The 24706-nt window shown below is 70.5% G+C and carries 22 protein-coding genes; 8 read left to right on the plus strand and 14 right to left on the minus strand.

What is annotated here, in order from left to right; translation table 11 throughout:
• Window positions 1-3: 3 nt before the first annotated feature.
• Both AC3A3H_RS07625 and AC3A3H_RS07630 read right to left on the minus strand, forming a co-directional pair.
• On the minus strand, window positions 4-1227 hold the full coding sequence (locus tag AC3A3H_RS07625; RefSeq protein ID WP_487613953.1) for a MinD/ParA family ATP-binding protein: 1224 nt from the start codon (window positions 1225-1227) through the stop codon (window positions 4-6).
• 161 nt (window positions 1228-1388) lie between these two features.
• Entirely contained in the window at window positions 1389-2912 is a 1524-nt protein-coding gene (locus AC3A3H_RS07630) for an MFS transporter (protein WP_487613954.1), read from the minus strand.
• A 112-nt stretch (window positions 2913-3024) separates the two neighbouring features.
• Between AC3A3H_RS07630 and AC3A3H_RS07635 the strand changes: the two genes are divergently transcribed.
• The gene (locus AC3A3H_RS07635) at window positions 3025-3663 is read left to right on the plus strand and encodes a TetR/AcrR family transcriptional regulator (RefSeq protein ID WP_487613955.1); all 639 of its coding nucleotides are present in this window, start codon (window positions 3025-3027) and stop codon (window positions 3661-3663) included.
• Between the two features lie 39 nt (window positions 3664-3702).
• On the opposite strand, the gene AC3A3H_RS07640 is transcribed toward AC3A3H_RS07635, so the two are convergent.
• The 3 genes from AC3A3H_RS07640 to AC3A3H_RS07650 all read right to left on the minus strand — a co-directional run bounded on the left by AC3A3H_RS07640 (window position 3703) and on the right by AC3A3H_RS07650 (window position 8712).
• On the minus strand, window positions 3703-4149 hold the full coding sequence (locus AC3A3H_RS07640; RefSeq protein ID WP_487613956.1) for a DUF805 domain-containing protein: 447 nt from the start codon (window positions 4147-4149) through the stop codon (window positions 3703-3705).
• Between the two features lie 140 nt (window positions 4150-4289).
• Window positions 4290-5912 carry a hypothetical protein gene (locus AC3A3H_RS07645; protein ID WP_487613957.1) on the minus strand — a complete coding sequence of 541 codons (1623 nt, stop codon included), beginning with the start codon at window positions 5910-5912 and terminating at the stop codon, window positions 4290-4292.
• A 166-nt stretch (window positions 5913-6078) separates the two neighbouring features.
• A complete protein-coding gene (locus AC3A3H_RS07650; RefSeq protein WP_487613958.1) occupies window positions 6079-8712 on the minus strand; it encodes an MGH1-like glycoside hydrolase domain-containing protein in 2634 nt (877 codons plus the stop codon).
• Between the two features lie 392 nt (window positions 8713-9104).
• On the opposite strand from AC3A3H_RS07650, the gene AC3A3H_RS07655 reads away from it, so the two are divergent.
• The 5 genes from AC3A3H_RS07655 to AC3A3H_RS07675 all read left to right on the plus strand — a co-directional run bounded on the left by AC3A3H_RS07655 (window position 9105) and on the right by AC3A3H_RS07675 (window position 13478).
• The gene (locus tag AC3A3H_RS07655; RefSeq protein WP_487613959.1) at window positions 9105-9650 is read left to right on the plus strand and encodes a hypothetical protein; all 546 of its coding nucleotides are present in this window, start codon (window positions 9105-9107) and stop codon (window positions 9648-9650) included.
• A 346-nt stretch (window positions 9651-9996) separates the two neighbouring features.
• The gene (locus AC3A3H_RS07660) at window positions 9997-10671 is read left to right on the plus strand and encodes a peptidoglycan-binding domain-containing protein (protein WP_487613960.1); all 675 of its coding nucleotides are present in this window, start codon (window positions 9997-9999) and stop codon (window positions 10669-10671) included.
• Window positions 10662-11294, plus strand: a complete 633-nt coding sequence (locus AC3A3H_RS07665; protein WP_487613961.1) for an ATP-binding cassette domain-containing protein — start codon at window positions 10662-10664, stop codon at window positions 11292-11294. The genes AC3A3H_RS07660 and AC3A3H_RS07665 overlap by 10 nt, the downstream gene beginning before the upstream one ends.
• A 65-nt stretch (window positions 11295-11359) precedes the next feature.
• Window positions 11360-12352: a hypothetical protein gene (locus AC3A3H_RS07670; RefSeq protein WP_487613962.1), complete on the plus strand. Its 993-nt coding sequence runs from the start codon at window positions 11360-11362 to the stop codon at window positions 12350-12352.
• A 115-nt stretch (window positions 12353-12467) separates the two neighbouring features.
• The gene (locus AC3A3H_RS07675) at window positions 12468-13478 is read left to right on the plus strand and encodes an aldo/keto reductase family protein (RefSeq protein WP_487613963.1); all 1011 of its coding nucleotides are present in this window, start codon (window positions 12468-12470) and stop codon (window positions 13476-13478) included.
• Window positions 13479-13575: 97 nt separating this feature from the next.
• Here AC3A3H_RS07675 and AC3A3H_RS07680 read toward each other — a convergent pair whose 3' ends face one another.
• Genes AC3A3H_RS07680 through AC3A3H_RS07695 form a run of 4 tightly spaced genes read right to left on the minus strand, consistent with a single transcriptional unit; the run spans window position 13576 to window position 17531 of the window.
• Window positions 13576-14391, minus strand: coding sequence for an ABC transporter permease (locus AC3A3H_RS07680; RefSeq protein WP_487613964.1), 816 nt, complete (start codon window positions 14389-14391; stop codon window positions 13576-13578).
• Complete coding sequence (locus AC3A3H_RS07685) at window positions 14388-15206, minus strand: ABC transporter permease (protein WP_487613965.1); 819 nt, start codon at window positions 15204-15206, stop codon at window positions 14388-14390. Before AC3A3H_RS07685 ends, AC3A3H_RS07680 begins: the two co-directional genes overlap by 4 nt.
• Window positions 15207-15219: 13 nt before the next feature.
• Window positions 15220-16428: an ABC transporter substrate-binding protein gene (locus AC3A3H_RS07690; protein ID WP_487613966.1), complete on the minus strand. Its 1209-nt coding sequence runs from the start codon at window positions 16426-16428 to the stop codon at window positions 15220-15222.
• A complete protein-coding gene (locus tag AC3A3H_RS07695) occupies window positions 16425-17531 on the minus strand; it encodes an ABC transporter ATP-binding protein (RefSeq protein WP_487613967.1) in 1107 nt (368 codons plus the stop codon). Before AC3A3H_RS07695 ends, AC3A3H_RS07690 begins: the two co-directional genes overlap by 4 nt.
• Before the next feature lie 171 nt (window positions 17532-17702).
• Between AC3A3H_RS07695 and AC3A3H_RS07700 the strand changes: the two genes are divergently transcribed.
• Together AC3A3H_RS07700 and AC3A3H_RS07705 are read left to right on the plus strand one after the other, a co-directional pair.
• Window positions 17703-18986 (plus strand): wax ester/triacylglycerol synthase domain-containing protein, encoded by a 1284-nt coding sequence (locus AC3A3H_RS07700; protein ID WP_487613968.1) that lies wholly within the window; start codon window positions 17703-17705, stop codon window positions 18984-18986.
• Between the two features lie 68 nt (window positions 18987-19054).
• The gene (locus tag AC3A3H_RS07705) at window positions 19055-19978 is read left to right on the plus strand and encodes a S1C family serine protease (RefSeq protein WP_487613969.1); all 924 of its coding nucleotides are present in this window, start codon (window positions 19055-19057) and stop codon (window positions 19976-19978) included.
• Between the two features lie 61 nt (window positions 19979-20039).
• Here the strand turns inward: AC3A3H_RS07705 and AC3A3H_RS07710 are convergent, their stop codons facing one another.
• Genes AC3A3H_RS07710 through AC3A3H_RS07730 form a run of 5 tightly spaced genes read right to left on the minus strand, consistent with a single transcriptional unit; the run spans window position 20040 to window position 24613 of the window.
• Window positions 20040-21263, minus strand: a complete 1224-nt coding sequence (locus tag AC3A3H_RS07710; RefSeq protein WP_487613970.1) for a sensor histidine kinase — start codon at window positions 21261-21263, stop codon at window positions 20040-20042.
• Entirely contained in the window at window positions 21260-21928 is a 669-nt protein-coding gene (locus AC3A3H_RS07715) for a response regulator transcription factor (protein ID WP_487613971.1), read from the minus strand. The genes AC3A3H_RS07710 and AC3A3H_RS07715 overlap by 4 nt, the downstream gene beginning before the upstream one ends.
• 41 nt (window positions 21929-21969) lie before the next feature.
• A complete protein-coding gene (locus AC3A3H_RS07720; RefSeq protein ID WP_487613972.1) occupies window positions 21970-22728 on the minus strand; it encodes an FAD:protein FMN transferase in 759 nt (252 codons plus the stop codon).
• The gene (locus tag AC3A3H_RS07725) at window positions 22725-23231 is read right to left on the minus strand and encodes an FMN-binding protein (RefSeq protein WP_487613973.1); all 507 of its coding nucleotides are present in this window, start codon (window positions 23229-23231) and stop codon (window positions 22725-22727) included. Before AC3A3H_RS07725 ends, AC3A3H_RS07720 begins: the two co-directional genes overlap by 4 nt.
• Complete coding sequence (locus tag AC3A3H_RS07730) at window positions 23228-24613, minus strand: ferredoxin reductase family protein (RefSeq protein WP_487613974.1); 1386 nt, start codon at window positions 24611-24613, stop codon at window positions 23228-23230. The genes AC3A3H_RS07725 and AC3A3H_RS07730 overlap by 4 nt, the downstream gene beginning before the upstream one ends.
• Window positions 24614-24706 lie beyond the last annotated feature (93 nt).

Raw genomic sequence — 24706 nt, forward strand, 5'->3', positions numbered from 1 at the left:
GCCCTACAGCCCCTCCGCCACCGCCGCCGCCGCGTGCAGCCACGCCCGTCGCGTCCGCGGCGCGAGCGTGTCGAACGCCAGCCTGCCGCCGTGCATCTCCGGGTCGAACGGGATCGTGACCGCGCGGCGCGCCAGCGGCTCGAAGCCCTTGGCGACGCGGCTGACATTCGACTCCGGGCCCGTGCGCTCGGACTGCGAGACGATCACGACCGCGTCGCGCGCCAGCCGGGCCGACTGCGGGTCGCGCTGCATCAGCGCCTCCAGCAGCAGCGCCCCGGCCTCCGCGTGCTCGCCGAGGGCGGTCGTGGCGATGACGAGCTGGTCGGTGTGGTCGACCATCCGCAGCCAGCGCTCGGCCGACTCGTCGTTTCCGCTGTCGATGATCACGAGGCGGTAGAACTTCGTGGCCACCTCGTGGAGGCGGTCGAAGTCGGCGCTCGAGATGCGCTGCTCCGTGGCCAGCATGGTCGGGTTGGAGCGCAGCACGTCGTACTTGTCGGCGTTCTGGTGGTGGACGAAGTGGCTGATGTCGGCGCTGCGGGCGCCGGCGGAGAGCAGCTGGTCGGCGGCGGGCAGCAGCGACTGCAGCGTGGCGTCGTGGTCGTCCTGCTCGGTGCGCCAGCCGAGCGTGCCGCGGGTCTCGTTGTTGTCCCAGGCGAGCACGCCGGAACCGCCGTTGCGGGCGAAGACGGCCGCCAGCAGCGCGGTGGTCGGCGTCTTGTTCGCACCGCCCTTCCCGTTCACGATCGCGATCGTGCGCGGGCCGGCCCAGTGCCGGCTCACGGCATCCAGCTCCTCGCGCTCCCGCAGCTCAGCCGCCGAGGGCGAGAACGGGATGCCCGCACGGGCGAGCGCGCCGCGCACGCCCGACCGCGCCAGGTCGGGCCGCGGCTTCTCCACGTGCAGGAACGACGTCCGCTCGGGTGCGGTGCGCGGCAGCAGGGCGACCGGCTCCGGCGGGGCGGCGGCCAGCTCCTCCTCATCGCCGATCGTGCCGTCGGGGTGCACGACCAGCAGCCAGTCGCCCTCCTCGTCCGAGACCGTGAGCTGCACCGGGTGGCCGGCGGAGGCCGCGATCTGGCCGACGCGGCCGAGCACGACCTCGCGGAGCTGCTCAGTGCTCGCCTCGGCGAACCGCTCCCGGGATCCGTCGACCAGGAGCTCACCGGTCGCGTCGGGGTCGAGGCGCACGCTCAGGTGCGGGGGCAGCGGCAGGTTGAGGGCCACGGGACTCCTTCCGCGGTCGCCGCCCCGGCCGACTGCGTCGACGGGAGACTGACTGAACGGCAGACCGACCGCGGACAGTAGACCCATCGTTCCGCTTCGTCCACCTGCACTCAGCGGACTGTCAGGAGGGGCGACCCTCCTGACAGTCCGCCGGTTCGTGCCTAGTGCGCCACCACCGGCTCGGCGTCCGCCGCCGGAGCCCCGGACTCCGCGGCCGCGGCCGGCCGGCGCCGACGGTACAGCAGTGCGGAGAGCACCGCGCCGAAGGCGAACAACCCGGCGCTCCACCAGTACGCCGTGGCGTAGCTGTGCACGGCGGCCTCCTGCACGACGCCCGGCGTCGGCGGGAGGTGCGCGGCGAGGTAGTCGGTCAGGGCCGTCGCCGCGAGCGTGTTGAGCAGCGCGGTGCCGATCGAGCCGCCGACCTGCTGGCTCGTGTTGACGAGCGCCGAGGCGACGCCGGCGAAGTGGCGGTCGACGCCGAGGGTGGCCGTCTGGATGGCCGGCGGCATGATCGAGCCCATGCCGGCGCCCATCACCAGCAGCGCGGGGAGGATCTCCGTGCCGTAGTTCGCCGTGACGCCGAGGCGGGTGAGCAGCAGCATCCCGGAGCCGGCGATCACCATGCCGATCGGCACCATGACCTTCGGCCCGAACTTCGGCAGGAACAGGTTGGTCGAGAACTGCGCGGAGATGACCAGCATGACGATCATCGGCAGGAAGGCGAGCCCGGTCTGGATGGGCGTGAACTTCAGCGTGGTCTCGAGGTAGTACGTGACGAACAGGAAGATGCCGAACATCCCGGAGCCCGCGATGAGGATCGAGCTGTAGGAGGCGCCGCGGTTGCGGTCGAGCACGATCGGCAGCGGGAGGAGCGGATGCGTGGCCTTGCGCTGCCAGAGCACGAACGCGATCAGCAGCACGCCGGACGCGGCGAGGAAGCCCCAGGTCAGCGGCGAGCCCCAGCCGTCGCTCTCGGCGTTGGAGAACCCGTAGACCAGCGAGAACAGCGCGCCGGAGACCAGGATCGTGCCGGGGATGTCGAGCTTCGGCCGCGGGCCCGAGCGGTGGCCTGCGGTGACGAAGATCGTCGCCAGGATGATCGCCGCGATGGCGATGAAGACGTTGATGTAGAGGTTCCAGCGCCAGTTGAACTGCTGGGTCAGCACGCCGCCGAGCAGCAGGCCGACCGCGCCGCCGGCTCCGGCGATCGCGCCGAAGATGCCGAACGCGCGGGCGCGCTCCTTCGGGACCGTGAAGGTCGTGGTGAGCACGGCGAGAGCGGTCGGGGCGAGCAGTGCGCCGAACGCGCCCTGCAGCGCTCGGGCGCCGACGAGCATCCCGAACGTCCCGGCCGCTCCGCCCAGAGCGGAGGCCCCGGCGAAGCCGATGAGGCCGATGATGAACGCGCGCTTCCGGCCGATGAGATCGGAGATGCGCCCGCCGAGCAGCAGGAGGCTGCCGAAGGCGAGCGAGTAGGCGGTGACGATCCACTGCCGGTCGGCGTTGGAGAAGCCGAGGTCCTGCTGGGCGGCCGGGAGGGCGATGTTGACCACGGTCGAGTCGAGCACGACCATGAGCTGCGCCATCGCGACGGTGACGAGCGTCCACCAGCGCCGCGAGTGCGGGACGGAGCCGCCCGGCGCCGCGAGCGCGACCGACGGTGAGGGAGAGGTCTGGGTCATGAGGGAGAGCATATACGAAACTCGCCAGTTTCGGATCTCCCGAGTTCTGAAATTAACCTTACAATGGTCCTGACGTTACCGACACACCACGAGACACAGGGGGAAGGCCGCAATGACGCAGCTCGACGCCACCGGTTCCGCGCCGCGACTCGGCCGGAAGCGCGATCACACCCGCGACGCAGACATCCTCGACGCCGCGCTGGAGGTCCTCGCCGAGACCGGCTACGACCGCATGACAATGGACATGGTCGCCGCACGTGCCAAGGCGGGCAAGGCCACGGTCTACCGCCGCTGGGCCTCGAAGGGCGAGCTCGTCGTCGAGGCGATCGCGTGCATGAAGAAGAACGCGATCGACTTCGACCACCTGCCCGACACCGGGACCCTCCGGGGCGACCTGGTCGCCATGATCCGGCCGCACGCGATCGAGGACGGCGAGCGCAAGCTCCAGATCATGGCCGGCCTCACGTCGATGCTGGCCCGCGACCCCGACCTGGTGGACGCCGTGACGGCCGCGATCGTCGAGCCGCGCGCCTCCGTCAACCGCCGGTTCATGCAGCGGGCGATCGAGCGCGGCGAGATCTCGGCCGACACCGACGTGGAGACGCTCGCGATGATCATGCCGTCGATGACGGCCTACCGCGTGCTCATCCTGCAGCAGCCCGTCGACCGCGCCTACCTGCTGTCGCTGATCGACGGCGTGATGCTGCCCGCGGTGGGCATCCGGCCGGGAGCCCCCGCGACGGGAGCCTGACCGGCCGGATGCCGCCACGCGCGAGGCGTGGCGGGATCGTCAGGCGCGGCGACGGTCGAAGCGCGCGCCCTCCGGCTTGGACGGGAGCAGGTAGAAGACCAGCAGGATGATCCAGCCGACCAGCGGGATGAAGCCCAGGAAGAAGAACGGACCGGCCAGGTTCGCGTCGTGCAGGCGACGCCAGATCAGCGCGAGGCTCGGCACCAGGATCGCCAGCCCCCACAGGATGTAGACAACGGTCAGGATCCACCCGATCGGCCCGTAGCCGTTGCCGCCGTTGCCGACGGTCCCCAGCGACTGCAGCAGGATCGAGTAGACGGCGCCGACGATCGCGGCGAACAGCACCCACCACCAGTACTCGCTGCGGCTGGCCCGCCCGGTGAAGTCGGCGTACTTCGCGAAGAACCGGCGGATGGCGTCGCCGAACGACGCCCCGTAGAGCGGCTGGTCCAGCGGCGCGGCTGTCGGGGTCTGCGGTGCTGTCATGGTGGATCCTTCCGAGCGAGATCGTGGAGGAGCGTCGAGATGGAGCGGCCACAGTCAAGCGCATGTCGCGGCTCCGCAGCGCCGATTCGTGCCGAATGTCGCGAAAACGCCGCGTTTTCACGACATTCGGCACGAATGCGTCAGGAACCGGGCGTGAACGACACCCCGCGGTACACATCCCCCGCCGCGGCCGTCCGCAGCGTGTGGAACGTCGCGCCGGCCGGCGCGGTGGTGGCCGCCAGCGTGTCGGTCACCGCGACCAGCTTGTTCGCGTTCGCGCCGTAGTCGCTCACGCCGCCGATGCTCGTGGTGACGCCGTAGAGGCTGACGCTGCCGTCCGCGTTCAGCTTTCCGGTGAAGTTCCGGATGCCGTCGACGGCCGGGGTCCACGGGACACCGGTCAGCGGGTTGGTGCCGGTCGGCAGGCCCGCCACCGTGTACGGCGTGCCGAGGCCGAGGCCCGACTGCAGCGTGTAGTCGTACTTCCAGGCGCCGCCGGTCAGCGACCACTTCTGGATGCCCGCGAGGCTCTGCGCCGCCGCCGCGGTGTAGCTGCCGCCGCTGAAGGTGTCGGTGCCGTTGCCCGAGTCGGCCACGTAGAGCGTGGTGTCGTTCGCGAACCACAGGGCGCCGAAGGCCGTGCTGTTCTGCGCGCCGCCGACCTCCGGGGTCTTGATCGACTTCGCGAGGGCGGTCGGGAAGCCGGACAGGACGCACATGTCGTGCGCGGGCTCGCCGGTCACGGGGTCGACGGCGTCCGGGGTGGCCGGCGTCGCCGCGCCGGGGACCGGAGTGCCGACGCCGGTCGGGCAGGCCGTGCCGGTCGTGTCGATGAAGTAGACGGTGTCCACGCCGTTCGAGCCGCTGCCCTTGGTGTAGTAGACGACGCCGTCGTGGATGGCCACGGCCGCGAAGTTGGTGTCCTTGCCGAGCTTGTCCGCTTTCGTGACGCCGAGCTCGCCGACGCCGAACCCGCCGGCCGGGGTGGGCTGGCCGGGCTTCTGCGCCTGCTCGGGCGTGCCGGCCGGCGTGATGAGCTGAGCGCCGGTGCCGTAGATGAGGCCAGGGACGTCGGTGCCTTCGCCGTTGTTGGAGTTGCCCGCGGCGTAGTACTTCCCGGTCGCCTCGTCGAGGACGGCGGCGCGCCCGTTGTCGCCGCTGTAGGCGTTGGTCGAGGTGAACGAGAAGCGGCCGTTCGCGTCGAGCTGCCCGACGCCGCGGTAGACCTGCTGCGCGTCCGGGTTGGTCGGGTCGACGACGCCGGGGGTGTTGCCGTTGGAGGCGTCCAGCACGTTGCTCGGGCTGACGTAGCCCATGAACGTCACCGCGCTCCCGCCGGTGGACAGGTTGAGCGCGCCCTCGGACTTGGAGGAGAAGCTCCCGGTGAGCAGGTCGTGGCCGGTGCTCGAGGAGCCGGCGACGCCGACCGGGACGGCGGTGCTGTTCACCGCGGCGCCGGAGGTCGTCAGCTGGTCGAGCGAGATCGGCGCCGTCACGCCGAAGTTGGCGTCGACCGTGGCGTTGTCCCAGACGTGCGCATAGGAGCCGTCGGCGATCGCGGTCGCGCCGGTCGGGAGCATGGTCACGCCGGGCGTGATCAGGTCGGACGTGCCGGTGTAGTGGAGGCGGCTGACCAGGAGGTCGCCGGGGATCAGGGCCGGCCGCGGGTCGGCGGCCGCCGGCGCGCCGGCGAAGGCCACGGCGGCGCCCACGGCGCACAGCAGTGCGCCCGCGGTGATGGTTCGGGCGGGAGACATTCTCATCGTCGATCGTTCCTCTGCGTTGACTAACGGGGCAGGGGACAGCAGACACCCGCGACGTTGCCCGGGCGGCCTCCAGGAGATGAACAGTCGACGTCCGGCGCGCGAACAGTGGAGTGTGTGATTCCTCTCAGGGCTCTCGCTCTGCTATGAGCCCGCTATGGGCCTGCTACCGCCCCCGCGTCAGGATCAGGTGCGCCACCATCGCCGTCCACCCCGTCTGGTGCGACGCCCCGAGACCCTGGCCGGTGTCTCCGTCGAAGTACTCGTAGAAGAGGATGTTGTCCTTCCAGCGCGGGTCGGCCGAGAGCAGCGGGTAGCGGGCGTCCGACGGCCGGCGTCCGTCGGGTCCGGGGAGGAACAGCGCGATCAAGCGACGGGACAGGTCGTCGGCCGCCTCGCCGGGGGTGAGCGCGTTGCCCGACCCGAGCGGATCCTCGATCCGCACTCCGGTCTCGCCGTGCGACTCGTAGTGCTGGAGAGCGGCGACGAGCAGCGCGTTGAGCGGGAACCAGACCGGCCCGCGCCAGTTCGAGTTGCCGCCGAACAGCCCGGTCGTGGATTCCGCCGGCTCGTAGTCGACGGACGCCTCGACGCCGTCGACCTCGACGATGAAGGGGTGTTCCCGGTGGTAGGCGGAGACGCCGCGGATGCCGTGGTCGCTGAGCAGCCCCGCCGGGTTGAACACCTGCTTCAGGATGCGCGACAGCCGCTCCGGCGAGACGAGCGCGAGCAGATAGACCTGCTCGCTGCCGATCTGCCGCCGGTGGAAGGCCGACCCCAGCTCCGGATGCTTCTCCAGGTACCGGCTGAGGATGCGGCGGAACTCGGGGAGGGTCCGCACGCCCGGCTCGTCGTAGGCCAGCGACGCGACCACCGGCACGAGCCCGACCAGGGAGCGGACCTTGAGCGGGACCTCCCGGCCGTCGGCGAGGTGCAGCACGTCGTAGAAGTAGGCGTCCTCGTCGTCCCACATGCCGGAGTCGTTGGCCGACCCGGCGATCCGCAGGAACTGCTCGGCGAACTTCACGGCCACGTCCTCGTAGACGTCGTCCTCGCGGGCGAGCCGCAGCGCGATCTCCAGCAGGTCGAGCGCGTAGGTCGCCATCCACCCGGTGGCGTCGGCCTGCTCGATGGTCCCGACCTCCGGCGGCAGGGTCGACCGGTTCAGCGGGGCGATGTTGTCGAGGCCCATGAAGCCGCCCTCGAACAGGTTGTCCTCGTCCGCGTCCTTGCTGTTCGTCCACCAGGTGTAGTTGATCAGGAGCTTGTGGAGGATGCGCGCGAGGAAGCCGAAGTCACGCCCGCCGTCGATGAGGAACACCTGGATCGCCGCCCAGGCGTGCGTGGGCGGGTTGACGTCGGAGAAGTTCCACTCGTAGGCCGGGAGCTGCCCGTTCGGGTGCATGTACCACTCCCGCAGCAGCAGGACGAGCTGCGCCTTCGCGAACTCCGGGTCGATGTGCGCCATCGTCACGCAGTGGAATGCGAGGTCCCAGGCGGCGAACCACGGGTACTCCCACGGGTCGGGCATCAGGATGACGTCGTCGGCGTCGAAGTGCCGCCACTGCCCGTTGCGCACGGCGGCACGCCCGGCGGGCGGCGGCGGACCGGCGGGGTCGCCGTCCAGCCACTTGTCGACGTTGAAGTGGAAGTACTGCTTGGACCAGAGCAGCCCGGCGAACGCCTGGCGCAGAACGCGCGCCTCGTCGGGGTCGGCCGGGGCGTTCTCCAGTCCCGCGTAGAAGGCGTCCGCCTCGGCCGTCCGGCGCTCGACGACGCGGTCGAACGCGGGCCCGAGGTCTTGGGCGGCGATCGCCGACGGATCGCCGGCGCCCCCGGTCAAGCGCAGCCGGAGGACTTGCGACTCTCCCGGGCCGAGGGTCAGCTCGTAGTGGAGGGCGGCCTTCGTCCCGGTTCGCTCCGGGTTGACGGTCGGGAGCCCGTTCACGATGTGGTCGTCGATGCCGTCCTTGGGGTAGGCGGGTGAGTCGGTCGCGGCGAACAGCCGCGCCGTATTGGTCTCGTTGTCGCAGAACAGCGCCTCCGGCGCCCCGTCTCCCGCGAATGCCAGCGCGCCGGACGGCCCGCTCCCGACGATCCGGCCGCCGTCCAGCCGTAGACCCGGCTTCGCGACCTCGTAGCCCCACGACCAGGTGTTGCGGTACCAGAGCGTCGGCAGCACCTGCAGCGTCGCCGGCTCCGGCCCGGCGTTCTCCACGGTGACGCGCATCAGGAGGTCGTGCGGGCCGTCCTTCGCGTAGTCCACGGTGACCACCCAGTACCGGCCGTCGTCGAAGACGCCGGTGTCCACGAGCTCGTACTCCGGCTCCAGCTTGGTGCGGCGCGCGTTGGTCTCGATCAGGTCCTCGTACGGGTACGCCGCCTGCGGGTAGTGGTAGCGCCAGGTGTTCCAGGAGTGCGTCGGGGTGCCGTCGAGGTACCACCAGTACTCCTTGACGTCCTCGCCGTGGTTGCCCTGCGGGCCGCTGAGACCGAACATCCGCTCCTTGAGGATGGGGTCCTGCCCGTTCCACAGCGACAGGCCGAGGCACCAGTTCTGCTTCAGGTCGGAGAACGCGGCCATGCCGTCCTCGTTCCAGCGGTAGGCCCGGCTGCGGGCGTGGTCGTGCGGGAAGAAGTCCCAGGCCTCGCCGTCCGCGCTGTAGTCCTCCCGCACCGTCCCCCAGGCACGCTCGGCGACGTACGGGCCCCAGTCGCGCCAGCCGACCGTCCCGTCTTCCGCTTGGCGGATGCGCTCGCGCTCGCCGCCGGTGGGCCGGTCGGGGTTCACCTGGGTCATGGGGTCATTCTCGGTGGTGGGCGTGGCGCCGGTCTAGCGGACCACCGCGAACTCGCGCGTGCGGGATCGTTGAGAATCTTCCACTGTAGACGCGACACGTGTGTATGCTAGGCGAAACATTTCGGCAGTGAAACAGATATGCCGGAAGTTCTAGCAAGGAGAACCATGAAGATCTTGGCGACTGCGTGCGGCGCGAATTGCGATTACGCGAGTTGGACCTCGCCGGGCTATTGGGCCAATGCTCGGGCGATCTCGGCCATCGGTGGAAACACCGCATACTACGACGTCAAGTAGAAGCAGCCGGGATGGCGTCGCTCAGTGGGCGGCGCCGTCCCCTCCACTATCGAAAGCAACACATCGTGTCCCATCGAAGGTTCAACAGAGCGCTGTTTGTGAGTGTTCTCATCGTTGCCCAGGTCGGGTGCTCGGGCGCACCGCTGGAGACCGACGAGGTTGGCGCGGCTCCATCCGGAACGTGGGCCGACGAGATGAAGCGCGAATTCGAGAAAGCGACGTCGCCGGTGATCAAAGCGGCCCTTGAGGATGGAAAGGTGTCCGACCAAGAGTTCGCAGAAATGAAGGAACGCTACTCGAAGTGCATGTCTGCGGCCGGAATCACGCTGACCCGTTACGGTTTCGACGGCGGTTCGTACACTCCCGCACCATCCATGTCGCATGACGAAGCGCACAAGGCAGAGTCCCGATGCTCAGACGAGTCTGGCGAGTGGCCGATCGCGATGTTCTACGTGCAGATGCGGGTCAATCCTTCGTACAAGGACATGGTTCCGGCGATCGTCGAATGTTTCAAACGCAACGATCTCGTGGGTTCCGGCTACGGTGTCAAGGACTATCTCGCTGGCGATCTGCCCAGGGATGATGCCAAAGCCGCGGCGATAGACAGCTGCAATCTCGACCCCGACGGGCTTCTTGGTGGCTGAACGATCCATGCGTGGCCGCCTCGGCTGGGTAGCGATCATGGTTGTTGCGGCCGCCGGGGCGGGCGCTGCAGCTGCCGCGACTGTCATGGCGGAACCTCCCGTCGCTCTCCGCTCGGCCAGCCCGACGAAGGAGCTGCCCGTCGGCCAGGACCGATTCGATGACGCGCGTAACATACAGCTCTCCGTTCGAACCTCCGTACCGGTCCCGCTGCTCGGTCCGGCGAGCGGACGCTTGACCTCCTTCCCGTGTGAGCCAGGCATGGTTGTGGAGTCTGGGACATCGCCCGTCTCGATCGACGGGAGGCCCTACCTCGCTCTCGCGACACGGGTCCCGCTATGGCGCGATTTGACCGCGGATTCGACCGGCGACGATGTCCGCGCCCTCCAAGAGGAATTGCGTCGCCTCGGGGCTCCGATCAAGGCCGATGGAGTGGTGGGGCGCAACACGATCGTCGCCGCTGCTCAGGCATTCGCCAGAATCGGCGTCACGATCGCGCCGGACAGCGTTCCCGCCGGATCCGTGCTCTGGCTACCGACCCCGACCGTCTCGGTGTCCCACTGCGAACTTCCCGCAGGAGTACCTGTCGATCAGGGTGCGATCATGGCGACGTTCGCGCCCACCTCGCCGAGAGTCGCCGTCATCGACCCGCCGAGTGATCTCGTGCCCGGCTCTCGGGTCGCCATCGTCGGAGAGGTGCCTTACGCCGTCGATGACGAGGGCATCGTGGACGTGCCGGATCTGTCGGTGCTCGGCGCGGCCGGGAACGTGGACGTGTCGGCGACCGAGGTGAAACCGATCGATGCCCGCCTGGCTCTCAGCGAGCCCGTCCAGGTCTCGGTCGTCGTTCCCAGTGCAGTCTTCGGCGTGGATGGAGTTCGCGGCTGCGTTTCGTCGCGCGGTGACCGCTACCCGGTCGAAATCCTCGGTTCCCAGCTGGGAGAGACGATCGTCGTGTTCCCCAATGGAAAGAGACCGGAACGTGTCGACACGCGACCTGACTCACGCTCGTCATGCCCGTAGTGCTTTCGAATGTCGGTCATCGATTTCCTCACGGCGAGTGGCTCTTCCGCGAACTGAGCGTGACGCTGAGGCCCGGCCGGGTGTACTCCTTGACGGGTCCGTCCGGCGCGGGCAAGAGCACGCTGCTCGCGCTGCTCGCCGGGTGGATGACGCCAGCGGAAGGCAGCATCTCCGTGCCGGATGAGGCGCGGATCGGCTGGGTCTTCCAGAATCCGCTCGGCGCTCCGAACCGGACGGCGCGTGATCATGTGGCGTTTCCCTTCCTCGCGCGAGGTCACTCGACGGAGGACGCGGACGCTCGCGCACATGAGTTGCTCGACGGTTTCGGCCTCCTCGCCCGCGCAGACCGCGCATTTCGCGAGCTGAGCGGAGGGGAGGCGCAACGTCTCATGCTGGCTAGAGGGCTCGCGGCAGCGCCGGATCTCTTCCTGATCGACGAGCCGACGGCGCAACTCGACAGGGACACCGCGAACGGAGTCAACGCGGCGATCGGCGCCATCGCTGCGAACGACAGCATCGTCGTGGTGGCAACCCATGACCGCGACACTCAGGCTGCCTGCACGGATCACATCGTCCTGCGGAGAGACCTTGAGGCGCCCAGGACACCTGATCGGCGATCATGAGGCTCCGCGCGATCCTTCGAGAAGCGTGGCGAAATGTCGCCACCGGTTCAGCCGCTTCGCGCCGCATGGCAGCTATCGCCGCGGCGACTGTCAGCCTCCTCGCGGGGGCCGATCTGAGCGCGACGCAGCAGCTCGCCGCGCGTGCAGACGAGTTCGTTCGAAGCGGCGCGTCGATCTCCATCGTCACCGCGTTGGACCGCGTCGACGGCACGCGCTGCGACCGTCTGGCCGAGTTGCCCGGGGTGTCCGCGGCCGGAGCGGTGCGATCGACGCCCCGCCAGCTCGCACCGACGGTCCTTCGCCGCTCGCCGATTCCCGTGAGTGATGTATCGCCCGGATTCACCGCTGTCATCGGCGCTGCCACACGCACGGCAGGCGTGCTCCTGGGCCCGGAAGCCACGGAGGCATTGGGGCCGGCTGCGTCGGACAGGTTGGCCACGACGTCAGGGGTCGTGCGAGTCGGCGGGGACTATCCCTATCCCGAGGACGGAAGAAGACCGGGGCTCGCGTACGCAGCGCTCGCCCCAGTGCTCGCGGATCAGCCGTTCGACGAGTGCTGGGTCGACGCGCGGCCCGCGCAGGACATGACCGGCGCCCTGCTGTCGACCGTGCTCCTCGCTGGCGACCAGCACGATCCGCCTGTGATCGCGCAATTGAATGTGACCTTGGGCGCGACGTTCAACGGTCCTGCCCTATTCGCAGAGCGGGTCACCCGATTCGCGGGTCCGTGTGCTGCGCTGACGGGCCTGGTCCTCGGCTTCGCCGGCGTTCGTTCCAGACGACTTGTGCTCGCGTCCGCCCTCCATGCGGGAGCCACGCACAGTGATCTCAAAGGCATCGTCGCCGGAGAGACCGTCGCCTGGGGGGTGGCATCCGCGGCACTTGCGATGCCAGTTGTCGTGATGATCGGGGTCACCCTCGGGAGCGGGGGAGGAGCTTCGTCGGCTATCGGGATCCCGATGATGTGCTCGCTCTGGCTTGCGGGTTTGGTCGGGGCGTTGTCCGGTGTGCTCACGATACGAGAGCGCCACCTGTTCCGTTATTTCAAGGATCGATGAGCACGTCGACCGGCACTCAGCATCCCCAGCACTGAATCCCATCACCAACCACTGTTGGCCCCACTGAATCCCGTCTGCCTACGATCGAGACGACCTCCGCTCGAAAGGAATGACAGTGCAGTTCAGGCACCTCGGCAACTCCGGCTTCAAGATCTCCGAGATCACGTATGGAAACTGGCTGACCCACGGCTCGCAGATCGAGAACGACACGGCCGCCGCGTGTGTGCGCGCAGCTCTCGACGCCGGGATCACCACCTTCGACACCGCTGACGTCTACGCCAACACGGCGGCGGAGACCGTGCTCGGCGAGACCCTGAAGGGGGAGCGCCGGCAGTCGCTGGAGATCTTCACCAAGGTCTTCGGGCCGACCGGTCCCAAGGGGCACAACGATGTCGGGCTGTCGCGCAAGCACATCATGGAGTCCATCGACGGCTCCCTGACCCGGCTGCAGACCGACTACGTCGACCTCTACCAGGCGCACCGCTTCGACTTCCACACCCCGCTGGAGGAGACCATGCAGGCCTTCGCCGACGTCGTGCGGCAGGGCAAGGCGCTCTACATCGGCGTGAGCGAGTGGACGGCCGACCAGCTCCGTGCCGGGCACGCGCTCGCCACTCAGCTCGGCTTCCAGCTCATCTCGAACCAGCCCGAGTACTCGGCGCTGTGGCGGGTCATCGAGGCGGAGGTCGTGCCGACCTCCAAGGAGCTCGGCATCTCGCAGATCGTCTGGTCGCCGGTGGCGCAGGGCGTTCTCAGCGGCAAGTACCTGCCGGGCGCTCCGCTGCCCGAGGGCAGCCGGGCGACCGACGAGAAGGGCGGCGCCGGCGCGGTCAAGCGCTGGCTGACCGACGACGTGCTCACCCGCGTGCAGCAGCTCACCCCGATCGCGCAGGAGCTCGGCCTCACCCCGGCGCAGCTCGCGATCGCCTGGGTGCTGCAGAACGACAACGTCGCCACCGCCATCATCGGCGCCTCCCGCCCCGAGCAGGTGGTCGAGAACGTGAAGGCCTCCGGCGTCAGCATCCCGGCCGAGCTGCTCGGCCGCATCGACGAGGTGCTCGGCGGCGCCGTCGAGCGCGATGCGTCCCACACCGCCACCCGGTCGCCGAAGCACCGCGAGGCGTAACCCCCTCGCAGAGGAAGGAGATCGCGCGCGGACACGCCCGCGATCTCCTTCCGAAGGCCGTCCGGAAGGAGATCCAGCCGAAAACTCCTTCCGCGCATCACACCCGGCTGGTGACCGAGTCCCCCGCCAGGCGCTGGGAGATCCACACCGGGATGATGGCGAGGATCGTCAGCACGGCCGCGACCACGTTCACAACCGGCGCCTGATTCGGGCGGAAGAGGTTCTGGAAGATCCAGATCGGCAGCGTCTGCACGGCCGGCCCCGCGGTGAACGTCGTCACGACGATCTCGTCGAAGCTGAGCGCGAACGCGAGCAGCACGCCGGCCGCGAGCGCCCCGCGCACCTGCGGCAGGGTCACCCACAGGAACGTCTGCCAGCCGCGCGCGCCGAGGTCGCCGGAGGCCTCCTCCAGCGAGGTCCCCGTCCGGCGCAGGCGCGCCTGCACGTTGTTGTAGACGATGACGATGCAGAACGTGGCGTGGCCGATGATGACCGTCGCCATCCCGAGCGTCACGCCGACCGGGCCGAGCACCGTCGTGAAGGTCGACGCGAGCGCGATGCCGGTCACGATGCCCGGCAGGGTGATCGGCAGCACGACCAGGAAGTTGATGCTCTGCCGGCCGAAGAACCGGAACCGCTGCACCGCGAACGCCGCCATCGTCCCGAGCACCAGGGCGATCGCCGCCGCGCAGAGCCCGGCGAAGACGGAGGTGCCGAGCGCGTCCGCCGCCCCGCGGGAGTGGAACGCGTCCACCCACCACTGCAGCGTGAACCCCGGGGGCGGGAACGAGAACGTGCGCGAGCTGTTGAACGAGTTCAGCACGATCAGCAGCAGCGGCACGTAGAGGATGACGAGGCCGACCAGCATGCACAGGCCGACGAGGAGACGCGCGGGGGTCGAGAGCAGCTTCACACGTTCTCCAATGCGCCGGTGCGGCGGACCGCGAGCAGGTAGAGCACGACCGCGACGAGCGGGATCACCGACAGCGCCGCCGCCAGCGGCTGGTTGTTCGCGGTGACGAGCTGCCCGTAGATCAGGTTCGCGAGCAGCTGGGTCTTGCCGCCGACGATCCCCACCGCGATGTAGTCGCCGAAGCTCAGCGCGAAGGTGAAGATCGACCCCGCCACGATGGCGGGGAAGACCAGCGGGAACGCGACCGTCCTGATCGTCCGCCAGGTCGAGGCCCCTAGGTCGTAGCTGGCCTCGAACAGCGAGTCGGGCACCCGGTCGAAGCCGGCGTAGACCGGGATGATCATGTACGGCAGCCACAGGTAGGCCAGCGTCATGATCGTCGCCGGGAGGCCGAACCCGGGCGCCCACCCGCCGGTCGCGACCGCGATCGGCCCGCCTGGCTCGACCAGGATGCGCCACGCGTACGCCTTCACCAGGTAGCTGGCCCAGAGCGGCGTCGTCACCGCCACGAGGTAGAGCGCGCGCCGGCTCGGCCGGGCCACCTTCGCGATGTACAGCGCCATCGGGAAGGCGACCACGGCGTCGATGAGCGTCACCCCGAGCGCCACGAGCAGCGTCCGCAGCGCGACCGTCCCGTAGAGCGGATCGGTGAAAAGCGTCGCGTAGTTCTCGAGCGTGAAGGTGGGGACGACGGCGCCCGTGAACCCGTCCACCGTCCAGAACGACGAGACCAGGAGGACGGCGATCGAGCCCAGGTAGATGACGACGAGCCAGAGCAGGGGAGGCCCGAGCAGGAAGCCCAGCCGGGCCCTCATCCCCGGGCTCCTCTCATCCCTTGATCTCCTGCCACTTGTTCACCCATTCGCTGTACGCGGTGCAGTTGTCGCCGCTGCCGTCGACGCACTTGGTCTGCGGAGTGGTCCAGTAGTGGATCTTGGCCGCGTAGCCGGCGTCGAGCGCGTGGTACTGCTCGCAGAACGTCGGGTCCTGGGTCTTCTCGCACGCCTTGGTCTGGGCCGGCGCCTCACCGAACCACTCGGCGACCTGGGCGTTGACCGTCGGGGAGGTGATCCAGTTCATCCACTGGTACATGCAGTTCGGGTGCTTGGCCTTGGCCGCGATCATCCAGGTGTCGGACCAGCCGGTGGAGCCCTCGCTCGGCACCGTCGTGCCGACCTGCACCTTGCCGTCGCTCTGGATGAGGTTCGCGATGACCTGCCAGGAGGTGCCGACGACGCTGCTGCCGGACTCGAACGACTGCACGGCCTTGGTGTAGTCCGACCAGTACTCGCCGACGGCGGCCTTCTGCTTCTTCAGCAGCGAGACGGCCGCGTCGAGCTGCTTCTCGGTGAGCGAGTACGGGTCCTTGATGCCGAGCGACGGGTCGTGCGCCTTCAGGTAGAGCGCGGCGTCCGCGATGTAGATCGGGGAGTCGTACGCGGTCACCTTGCCGGTGTACTTCGACGCGTCGTCGAAGACCGCCGACCAGGAGTCGGGCGCCGGGGTGACGTCGGCCTTGTTGTACATCAGCACGTTGGCGCCCCAGCCGTGCGGGATGCCGTACATCTGGCCGTCGACCGAGTTCCAGGCCTTGTCCTTGAGGAAGCTGGAGATGGTCGTGTAGTTCGGCACGAGCTTCGTGTTCACGGGTGCGACCTGGCCGCCGTAGACCAGGCGGAGGGTGGCGTCGCCGGAGGCCGAGACGCCGTCGTAGTCGCCGGTGCGCATGAGCTGCACCATCTCGTCGGAGGTGCCGGCGACCTTCGCATTGACCTGGCAGCCGGTGTTCTGCTCGAACGGGGTCACCCAGTCGACCTTCGGGTCGTTGGTGCCGTCCTCGGCGTAGCCCGCCCAGACGATCAGGTTGAGCTGCTTCTCGTTCGTCCCGATCTTCTTCGCCATCGGGACGTCGGGCACCGAGCCGGCCGAGCCGCCGGTGGAGCCGCCGCCGGAACAGGCGGCCAGCACCAGGAGGGCGGCGGACACGGCCGCCGCGGCGGCGGCCGAGCGCGCCGCGCGCTTCGTTCCACGGATCATGAGTCTTGCCTCTCTGCTACACCTCTGCTGCGAGGTACGTCTGCTGTCTGGAGTCCGTCGTCGGCGGCCGGCGCGTCGTGCGCGCCGCCGCCGAGCTGCCGGAGGTCGTCGTCGTTCCACGAGACGTGCACGCGGGAGCCGCGGTCCAGCTCGGCGCGGTGGGTGCGGTCGTTGCTCTCCAGCACGGAGATGCGCAGGCCGGCGTCCAGGTCGATCACGCGGCGGATGCTGTTGCCCGCGTAGACCGACTCGACCAGGGTGCCCGCGGCCGATGGCGAGCCCGAGATGTCGGGCTCCGTGTGCAGTTCGAGCTTCTCCGGGCGGATCGAGTACTCGCCGTCCCGGCCCAGGATGCTGCGCGCGTGCTCGCGGTCGAACAGGTTCGACGTGCCGACGAAGTCCGCGACGAACCGGGAGACCGGGTGCTCGTAGAGCTCCCGCGGCGTCCCGAGCTGCTCGATCCTGCCGTTGTTGAACACCGCGATCCGGTCGGAGAGGGTGAGCGCCTCGTCCTGATCGTGGGTGACGAAGACGAACGCGATGCCCAGCTCGTGCTGGAGCTGCTTGAGCTCCACCTGCATCTGCTGGCGCAGCTTGAGGTCGAGCGCACCGAGCGGCTCGTCGAGCAGCAGCGCCTTCGGCTGCACCACCGTCGCGCGGGCGAGGGCGACGCGCTGCCGTTGGCCGCCGGAGAGCTGAGCCGGCTTGCGGTCGCCGAAGCCCGGCAACTGCACCGCGGCGAGAGCGTCCAGCGCGCGCCGGCGGCGTTCGGCGCGCCCCACCCCGCGGACCCGGAGGCCGTAGGCGACGTTGTCCAGCACGGACATGTGCGGGAACAGCGCGTAGTCCTGGAAGACGGTGTTGACGTCGCGCGCGGCGGCGGGCTTGCCGGTCACGTCCTGGCCGAACAGCTCGATCGTGCCGGAGGTCGGCTGCTCGAAGCCGGCGATGCAGCGCAGCACGGTGGTCTTGCCCGAGCCGGAGGGTCCGAGCATCGAGAAGAACTCGCCGGCGGCGATCTCCAGGTCGAGGTCGTCGACGGCGGCGACCGTCCCGAAACGCTTGGTCAGTCCGGTCAGCCTGATGGCGGGCTGCTCGCTCACATCCAGTCTCCTTCGACGGTGGGCGTCGTCATCATATGCGATCGAATGGCGGCCGGACTACGGTATCCGCAGCAAGAGTTGGTCACGAATGCCGATTCCCGCTGTCTCGACGGTGATTTTCGGGCCGAATCTTCAGTGCACGGGGCTTTGTTGCGTCGCTACCCTGGCGGCATGAGGGGGCGTGACGCTCCGGCCGGAGCGATCGCCGCGGTGGATGCGGCGAACTTCGCCCTGGAGCGCGGGCAGCCCAATGTCGTCACGCTGGCGGGACTGCTGGCTCCGGGCGGGTTCGTCGACGCCCGCGGGGTGCCGGACGTCGACCGGATCCGACGGGTGCTCGCCGAGCGCGTGCGATCGGCTCCCGCGCTGTGCCGGCGGCCAGTGCAGGCGGGCTCGACCTGGCGCTGGGAGCCGGCGCTGCCCGATCCGGCCCGCCATGTGCGCCTGTGGGCCGGCGACGGAGGCGCCGCCGGCGGGGCGCCCTCCCTCGAGCGGGTGTGCGCGCAGGCCCTCATGCTGAGGCTGCCGCTCGACCGGCCGCTGTGGGAGCTGCTCCTGGTGCCCGGCGTCGACTGGACGCGCTGCGGCGTCCTCTTCCGCCTCCACCACGCGCTCGCCGACGGCCTGGAGGCGGAGGCCCTGATCGCAGCCCTCTGCGACGACGGAGTCGCAGGCGAGGGGTTCGGCGCAGGAGCGGCCGCGACCGTCCCCGCCCCGTCGGCGGAACGGCTGTCGGCGCTGCGGCGGCTCCGCGAGGTCGCCGCGCAGACCACCGCGGTGTTCCGCCGCACGGTGCGTTCCCGTGTCCTCCTCGGGCCGCTCGGCCCGGCGCGCGACGTCGCGTTCCTCGACGTCGGCCTCGATGAGCTGCACGACGGCGCGAGACGGGCCGGCGGCACGATCGGCGACGCCTACCTGGCAGCGGTCGGGCAGGGGCTGCGCGCCGTCCTGGTCGCGGCGGGCGAGGAGCTGCCCGCGACCCTGCCGGTCTCGTCGCCCGTGCGCCTCCCGCGGCTGGCGGGGGAGGGGAACGCGACCGGGGTCATGCTCGTGCAGGTGCCCGTGGCCGACGCCGACGCGCGCGCGGGCGTGGCTCGCGTGGCGGCGCAATCCCGGTCGGAGAAGGCGCGGGCCAGGGCCGCCGGGACGTTCGAGTGGATGTCGGGGCCCCGCTCGGCGGCGCTCCTGATGCGCGTCGCGCGCACCCAGCGTGCGGTCGCGGCCGTGGCCTCCGAGTTCCCCGGCCCGGCGCGCACGCTGCGCCTCGACGGCGCCGAGCTGGTGAGCGCGTGGCCGCTGGCCCTGCTCTCGGCGAACGTCCGGGTCGGCTTCGTGGCGGCCTCGTATGCCGGGCGCTTCCGGGTGAGCGTTCAGACCGATGCCGGTCGCCTCCCCGCGGCGCGGCTCGTGGCGGACGCCGTCGCCGAGGCACTGCAGGCGATCGCGGGAGGCTGAGCGGACGTCGCGTCAGCCGTCGGCGAACGGGAGGCCCCTCCGGCCGGCACCGGGCGCACACTCGTCTCATGACGGATTCGGACGCGCTGGACGCCTACTCGGCCGCGGTCGTGCACGTCGCGCGCGTGGTCGGCCCGGCGGTCGCCGCGGTGACCGCGCGGACCGCCCGCGGCGTCGGCCTCGGCAGCGCGACCGTCATCTCCGCCGAGGGCCACCTGCTGACCAGCGCGCACGTGGTGGAGGGCACCGCCGGCGTCGACCTCGCGTTCGAGGACGGCACCCGGGTGCGGGCGCGCGTGATCGGCCGCGACCCGCTCTCCGACCTCGCGATGCTGCTCGCGGACTCCCCGGTTCCGGCACCGGTCGAGCTCGGCGACGCCTCGAAGCTTCAGGTCGGCCAGCTCGTGGTGGCGGTCGGCAACCCGCTGGGCCTCGCGGGAAGCGTGACGGCGGGCATCGTCTCGGCGCTCGGGAGGTCGCTGCCGACCCGGTCGGGCCGCGTGGTCGACGAGGTGATCCAGACCGACGCCGCCCTCAATCCCGGCAACAGCGGCGGCGCGCTCGCGGACAGCAGCGCCCGCATCGTCGGCGTGAACACCGCGGTCGCCGGAACCGGCCTCGGCCTGGCGGTGCCGATCAACGCGACCAGCCGCCAGATCATGGACACCCTGATGCGCGAGGGCCGCGTCCGCCGCGGCTGGCTCGGCATCGCCGGGGCGGAGATCACCCTGAACCCGGAGATCGCGCGCAAGGCCGGCGCGCGCACCGGCATCCAGGTGGCGTCGGTGGTCCGGGACAGCCCGGCCGACCTCGCCGGCGTCCGAACGGGCGACGTCCTCATCTCGCTCGACCGGCTGCGCATCCACGCGGTCGCCGACCTCCAGCGCTTGATGATCGCCAGCACGATCGGGAGGCGGCTGGAGCTCACCGTCTGGCGCAACGGCGCCCTCGTCGACGCCGTGGTGGAGCCCACAGAACTAACCGACGCATAACCCCCGCTAGCGCGACGCCGAAGGGCACGTAGTTGTCACTTAGCGCGCCCTTAAGTGACAACTACGTGCCCCTCGACGTGGAGAGGGGGAGGCGGACGGTGACCTCGGCGCCGCCGGTGGGGCGGTCGGCCGCGTTCACGCGGCCGCCGTGCCGGTCCACGACCTCCGCGACCAGCGCCAGCCCGAGGCCGTAGTGGCGCTCGCGGCCGGACGGGCTGTCGGTGGCGCGCGCGGACGCGAAGCGGTCGAAGGCGCGGTCCTGGAGGGCGGCGCCGAAGCCGGGGCCGTCGTCGGCGACCGAGAGCACCACCTCGTCGCGGTCGGTCGACACGTCGACCTGGACCCCGGTGCGCGCGTGGTCGAGGGCGTTGTCGACCAGAGCGACGATCATCCGGCGCAGCGACACGGGCGCGCCGGTCACCACCGCACCCGGCGCCGCCGAGGTGGTCAACGCGATGCCGCGTTCGTGCGCGCGGCCTTCGGCCGAGCGGGCGACCACCGCGGCGAGCTCTCCGATGTCGACGCGTTCCGGCTCGGCGTTCTGGCGGGGGTCGGCGGCGGTCAGGAGGTCCTCCACGATCTCCGTCAGCGCGCGGCTGTCGTCCACGATCTCGTCCAGACCCGATCGCACGTCGTCGTCGACCGCCGCGTCCCCGCCGTGGGTGAGGCGGCGCCGCAGGAGCTGGGCCCGCGTGCTCAGCAGGGTCAGCGGCGTGCGGAGCTCGTGCCCGGCGTCGGCGACGAACCGGCGCTGGAGGGCGAGCGCGTCCGACATCGGGCGCATCGAGCGGCGCGCCAGCAGCAGCCCGAGCAGCGCCGCGGCCACGGTCGCGATCACCCCCGAGATGATGAGCGCCGTGAGCAGGCGGCCCATCTCCTCCTGCTGCTCGGCGAGGCCGTAGGAGATCTGCACCACCTTGCCGCGGCGCACGTCGGTCTGGGTGAGGTAGCTCCTGCCCTCGGCCACGACCGTCTCGGTGATGGATCCGCCGTGCTGAGCCACCTCCTGCAGCGCCCGTTCGTCGGGAAGCCCCTCCGGCAGGTTCGGCGAGACGTCCCTGCCCCGCGGGAGGAGGACCGTGACCAGGAGGTCATGCGGCGCATCGTGCACCGAGTCCACCTGCGACGCGTCCGCCAACGCGCGCTTGGCGGCCTCCGTCTGCCCGGTCGAGACGACGATGTAGACGACAGCGCCGAGCAGCACGAACAGCGCCAGGATGATCCCGGCGAACTGCAGGGCGAGCCGGGCCGAGGCCGTGCGCAGTTCGCGCTGGTCCGTCTTCATCCGACTCCGCCGAGCCGGTAGCCGACGCCGCGGACGGTCTCGATGAGCGTGCGGCCGAACTTCTTGCGGAGGTGGTGGACGTAGGTGTCGACCACGCCGGGGTCGTCCGCGTCGGCGAACACCTCGTCGAGCAGCACGGCGCGGGAGAAGACCTGGTCGGGGCGGCGGGCGAGCAGTTCGAGCAGGCTGGCCTCCCGGTCCGAGAGCACCGTGCGCTCGCCGTCGCTGAGGGTGACGGTGCGGCTCCCGACGTCGAGCCGGCCGCCGGGGAAGCGGACGGTCGGGACGTCGGAGGACGCCCGGCGGATGAGGGCGCGCACCCGGGCGAGCAGTTCGTCGATGTCGAACGGCTTGGCCAGGTAGTCCTCCGCGCCGGCGTTCAGCCCGTCGACCCGGTCGGGCGCGGTGCCGAGCGCGGACAGGATGAGGATGGGTGTCGTCACGCCGTTGCCGCGGAGGCCGCGGAGGACGCCGAGCCCGTCGACGGCGGGGAGGCCGCGGTCGAGCACGATGGCGTCGAACGGCTCGGTGAGCCCGCGGTGCAGGGCGCGCTGGCCGTCGCGGGCGAGCTCCACGTCGTAGCCGTCGGAGGCGAGCAGGGTCTCCAGCATGCCCGCGAGGCGGCTGTCGTCCTCCGCGATCAGGACCCGCCGGCGCTCTCCCATGTCGGCAGTATAGGAGTCCGCCCCGCCGGGCTCCTCGCCTGTCACCGGCTCGGCTCCGCTCCCGCGAAGGTCAGCTCGCCGAGCCCCAGCAGCCGGCCGTCGGCCGCGACCGCGAGCACGCCGCGCGCGCCCTGGCCGACGGCCCAGCGGACGCCGTCCTCCCCGAGGGCGAACAGCGCCGTGGCCAGGAGGTCGGCCGTGGTGAGGTCGTCCGCGACGACGGTGGCGCTGCGCAGCCCCTCCGCGGGCGCGCCCGTGCGGCCGTCGACGATGTGGTCGCCGCGCTCGTACGCTCCGGAGGTCGCGACCCCGCCGCCGCGCACCTCCAGCACGGCGAGCAGCGCGCTCGGGTCGTCCGGGGAGCGGACGCCCACGTTCCACGGCCGGCCCGCGCCGGGGCTGCCGGAGACCGCGACGTCGCCGCCCGCGTTGAGGCAGAAGTCCCGGAGGCCGCTCGCGGCGAGCGAGCGGGCCGCGCGGTCGGCGGCCCAGCCCTTCACGACCCCGTCGAGGTCCCAGCCGCCGTCGGGCCGGCGGATGCGGAAGGCCCCGCCGGAGGCCTCCGCCAGCCGGGAGCCGAGCGCGACCACCTCGGCGAAGTCGTCGCTCACCCCGGAGAGGTCGCCGCCGCGGTCGTTCACCCGGGTGAGCTCGCTGTCCGGACGGTACGCGGAGAAGCGCGCGTCGGCGTCCCGCAGCACCTGGAAGGCGCGCTCGGCGGCGTCCGCGGCCGCCGCCTCGCCGGCCTCCCGGAGGTCGAGCGACATCGGGATGCCCATGACGGTCTCGACGAACCTCATCGCCGGTCGATGGCCGACTGCAGCGACTGGATGTAGCCCTCCGAGGTGTAGGTGGCGCCCGAGATCGAGTCGATCTTCGCCGACTGCGAGGCCAGCGCCTCCTGCCGCAGCATCGGGATCGCCTGCGCGTTGATCTCCTGGTCGCGGCCGCTCTCGGTCGGGTACTGCACGGCGTCGATCGCGGTGATCGTGGTGCCCTCGAAGGTGACCTTCACCTGCACCGGGCCGTATGCCGTGTCGACGGAGTCGCCGGTGACGGTCTTCGTGGTGACGGCGGGCGCGGCGCTCGCCGACGACGGGGCGGACGGCGCCGCGGTCGGGCTCGGCGTGCTCGTGGCGGTGGGGGCCGGGGAGGGCGTCGTGCCCGTCGTCGCCGACGCGTGCGCCGAAGACAGCGCACCGGTCTGCTCGCCGGTTCCGTACAGCTTGAGGCCGACAGTGGCGCCCATCACAACGAGGATGATGGTGAAGAGGATGGTCCCGCGCCAGGATTTGCCGTTCATGACATGCTCAGTTCTTCTCGGTGGATGAAGCGCTTCGGCATCCGCAGTTCGCGCAGGGAGGACTCGACCTGCTCGGCCATGCCTTCGGGGCCGCAGATGAACGCCTCCCAGTTGTGCAGGTCGGGGACGATCCGCCGGAGGGATCCGGGGCCGAGCGGGTCGTAGCCGAGCTCGGCGCGGCGGCCGACCAGCGGGACGACGCTGACGCCCGGCATCGCCTGCAGTTCGCCGAGGAGCGCTAGCTGCTCCGGCGTGCTGACCCGGTACAGCACGACCGGCCGCCCGCCGCGGAGGACCAGGTCCTCGGCCAGCGCCCGGATCGGACCGATGCCCGCGCCGCCGGCGATGAGCAGCAGCTTGCCGCGGCTCGCCCGGTCGGCGGTGAAGTGCCCGAACGGGCCCTCGGCGAAGACCAGCGTCCCCGGCTTCAGGCCGGTGACGCGGCTGGAGTGGTCGCCGAGCGTCCCGACCGTGATCCGCAGCCGGCCGTTCGCCGGCACCGCCGACACCGAGTACGGGTGGGCCGTGCCGAGGTGGCCCCAGGCCAGGAAGCGGAAGAGCAGGAAGTTGCCCGCGCGCACGCCGAGCCGGTCGACGTTCGGCCCTTCGAGCCAGACGCTGTTCAGGCCGTGGCCCTCCGGCACGACGGCGATGACCCGCATCCGGCCCTTCCAGGCGTCCATGGTCGGCAGGATGAAGCGCCAGGTCAGGACCGCGGAGGCGGTGCCGAGGTAGAGCAGGATCCAGACGACGCGGTTGACCGGGTTGCCGACGAAGTGCAGGCCGGCGCTGAGCTGGTGGAGGAAAGTGAGGAAGATCGCCACGTAGGTGGTGAGGTGCAGCCAGTACCAGACCTCGTAGGACAGCCTGGTGCGGATCAAGGGCGCGCTGGAGAGCCCGACCGCGAGGAACGCGATCGTGCCGACCAGCGCGGTGAACATGTCCGGGTAGGAGTAGTAGACCGTCCAGAACTCGTCCCACGGCGTGCTCTTGTCGATCACCTCGCTGCCGAGGACGATGAAGACCACGTGCGCGACGATGAGGAAGACGACCGACGCGCCGAGCGACCGGTGCCACGACACCAGCTTGTCGAGCCCGACCGCGTTCTCGAACCACGGCACCCGGGCGATCAGCAGCACCTGGTAGCAGACCAGCAGCGCGCCGACCAGGCCGCTCAGCTCGCCGAGCGAGGTGATGGCGTTGGCCGGGGTGGAGGCGAAGTTCGCGGGGACGCTGAACCACCACATCCCGAGCACGGCGATCACGCTGGCGACGAGCAGGATGCGCACGGTGCGCGCGCCACGCCGGTGCCGGGTCGCGGCGCCGCTGCGCGTCCGCGGGCGCCGCGGGGGCGCCGTGGTCGCGGCCCAGGTCTCAGTCATGCCTCCAACGATGCTGGTCGAATCTTTGTGGATTCTTACGTCGGCTGAGAACGGCCTAAGGATCGGCTATGGAGTGGGGTCCGTCATCGACTC

It is taken from the genome of Leifsonia sp. Soil_N53, assembly GCF_057655165.1.

What these genes read in the sequence shown, in the direction of transcription:
- AC3A3H_RS07630 (WP_487613954.1), bottom strand. Translation starts at nt 2,912, where the DNA reads ATGACCCAGACCTCTCCCTCACCGTCGGTCGCGCTCGCGGCGCCGGGC.
- AC3A3H_RS07635 (WP_487613955.1), top strand. Translation starts at nt 3,025, where the DNA reads ATGACGCAGCTCGACGCCACCGGTTCCGCGCCGCGACTCGGCCGGAAG.
- AC3A3H_RS07640 (WP_487613956.1), bottom strand. Translation starts at nt 4,149, where the DNA reads ATGACAGCACCGCAGACCCCGACAGCCGCGCCGCTGGACCAGCCGCTC.
- AC3A3H_RS07645 (WP_487613957.1), bottom strand. Translation starts at nt 5,912, where the DNA reads ATGAGAATGTCTCCCGCCCGAACCATCACCGCGGGCGCACTGCTGTGC.
- AC3A3H_RS07650 (WP_487613958.1), bottom strand. Translation starts at nt 8,712, where the DNA reads ATGACCCAGGTGAACCCCGACCGGCCCACCGGCGGCGAGCGCGAGCGC.
- AC3A3H_RS07665 (WP_487613961.1), top strand. Translation starts at nt 10,662, where the DNA reads ATGCCCGTAGTGCTTTCGAATGTCGGTCATCGATTTCCTCACGGCGAG.
- AC3A3H_RS07670 (WP_487613962.1), top strand. Translation starts at nt 11,360, where the DNA reads ATGGCAGCTATCGCCGCGGCGACTGTCAGCCTCCTCGCGGGGGCCGAT.
- AC3A3H_RS07685 (WP_487613965.1), bottom strand. Translation starts at nt 15,206, where the DNA reads ATGAGGGCCCGGCTGGGCTTCCTGCTCGGGCCTCCCCTGCTCTGGCTC.
- AC3A3H_RS07690 (WP_487613966.1), bottom strand. Translation starts at nt 16,428, where the DNA reads ATGATCCGTGGAACGAAGCGCGCGGCGCGCTCGGCCGCCGCCGCGGCG.
- AC3A3H_RS07700 (WP_487613968.1), top strand. Translation starts at nt 17,703, where the DNA reads ATGAGGGGGCGTGACGCTCCGGCCGGAGCGATCGCCGCGGTGGATGCG.
- AC3A3H_RS07705 (WP_487613969.1), top strand. Translation starts at nt 19,055, where the DNA reads ATGACGGATTCGGACGCGCTGGACGCCTACTCGGCCGCGGTCGTGCAC.
- AC3A3H_RS07710 (WP_487613970.1), bottom strand. Translation starts at nt 21,263, where the DNA reads ATGAAGACGGACCAGCGCGAACTGCGCACGGCCTCGGCCCGGCTCGCC.
- AC3A3H_RS07715 (WP_487613971.1), bottom strand. Translation starts at nt 21,928, where the DNA reads ATGGGAGAGCGCCGGCGGGTCCTGATCGCGGAGGACGACAGCCGCCTC.
- AC3A3H_RS07720 (WP_487613972.1), bottom strand. Translation starts at nt 22,728, where the DNA reads ATGAGGTTCGTCGAGACCGTCATGGGCATCCCGATGTCGCTCGACCTC.
- AC3A3H_RS07725 (WP_487613973.1), bottom strand. Translation starts at nt 23,231, where the DNA reads ATGAACGGCAAATCCTGGCGCGGGACCATCCTCTTCACCATCATCCTC.
- AC3A3H_RS07730 (WP_487613974.1), bottom strand. Translation starts at nt 24,613, where the DNA reads ATGACTGAGACCTGGGCCGCGACCACGGCGCCCCCGCGGCGCCCGCGG.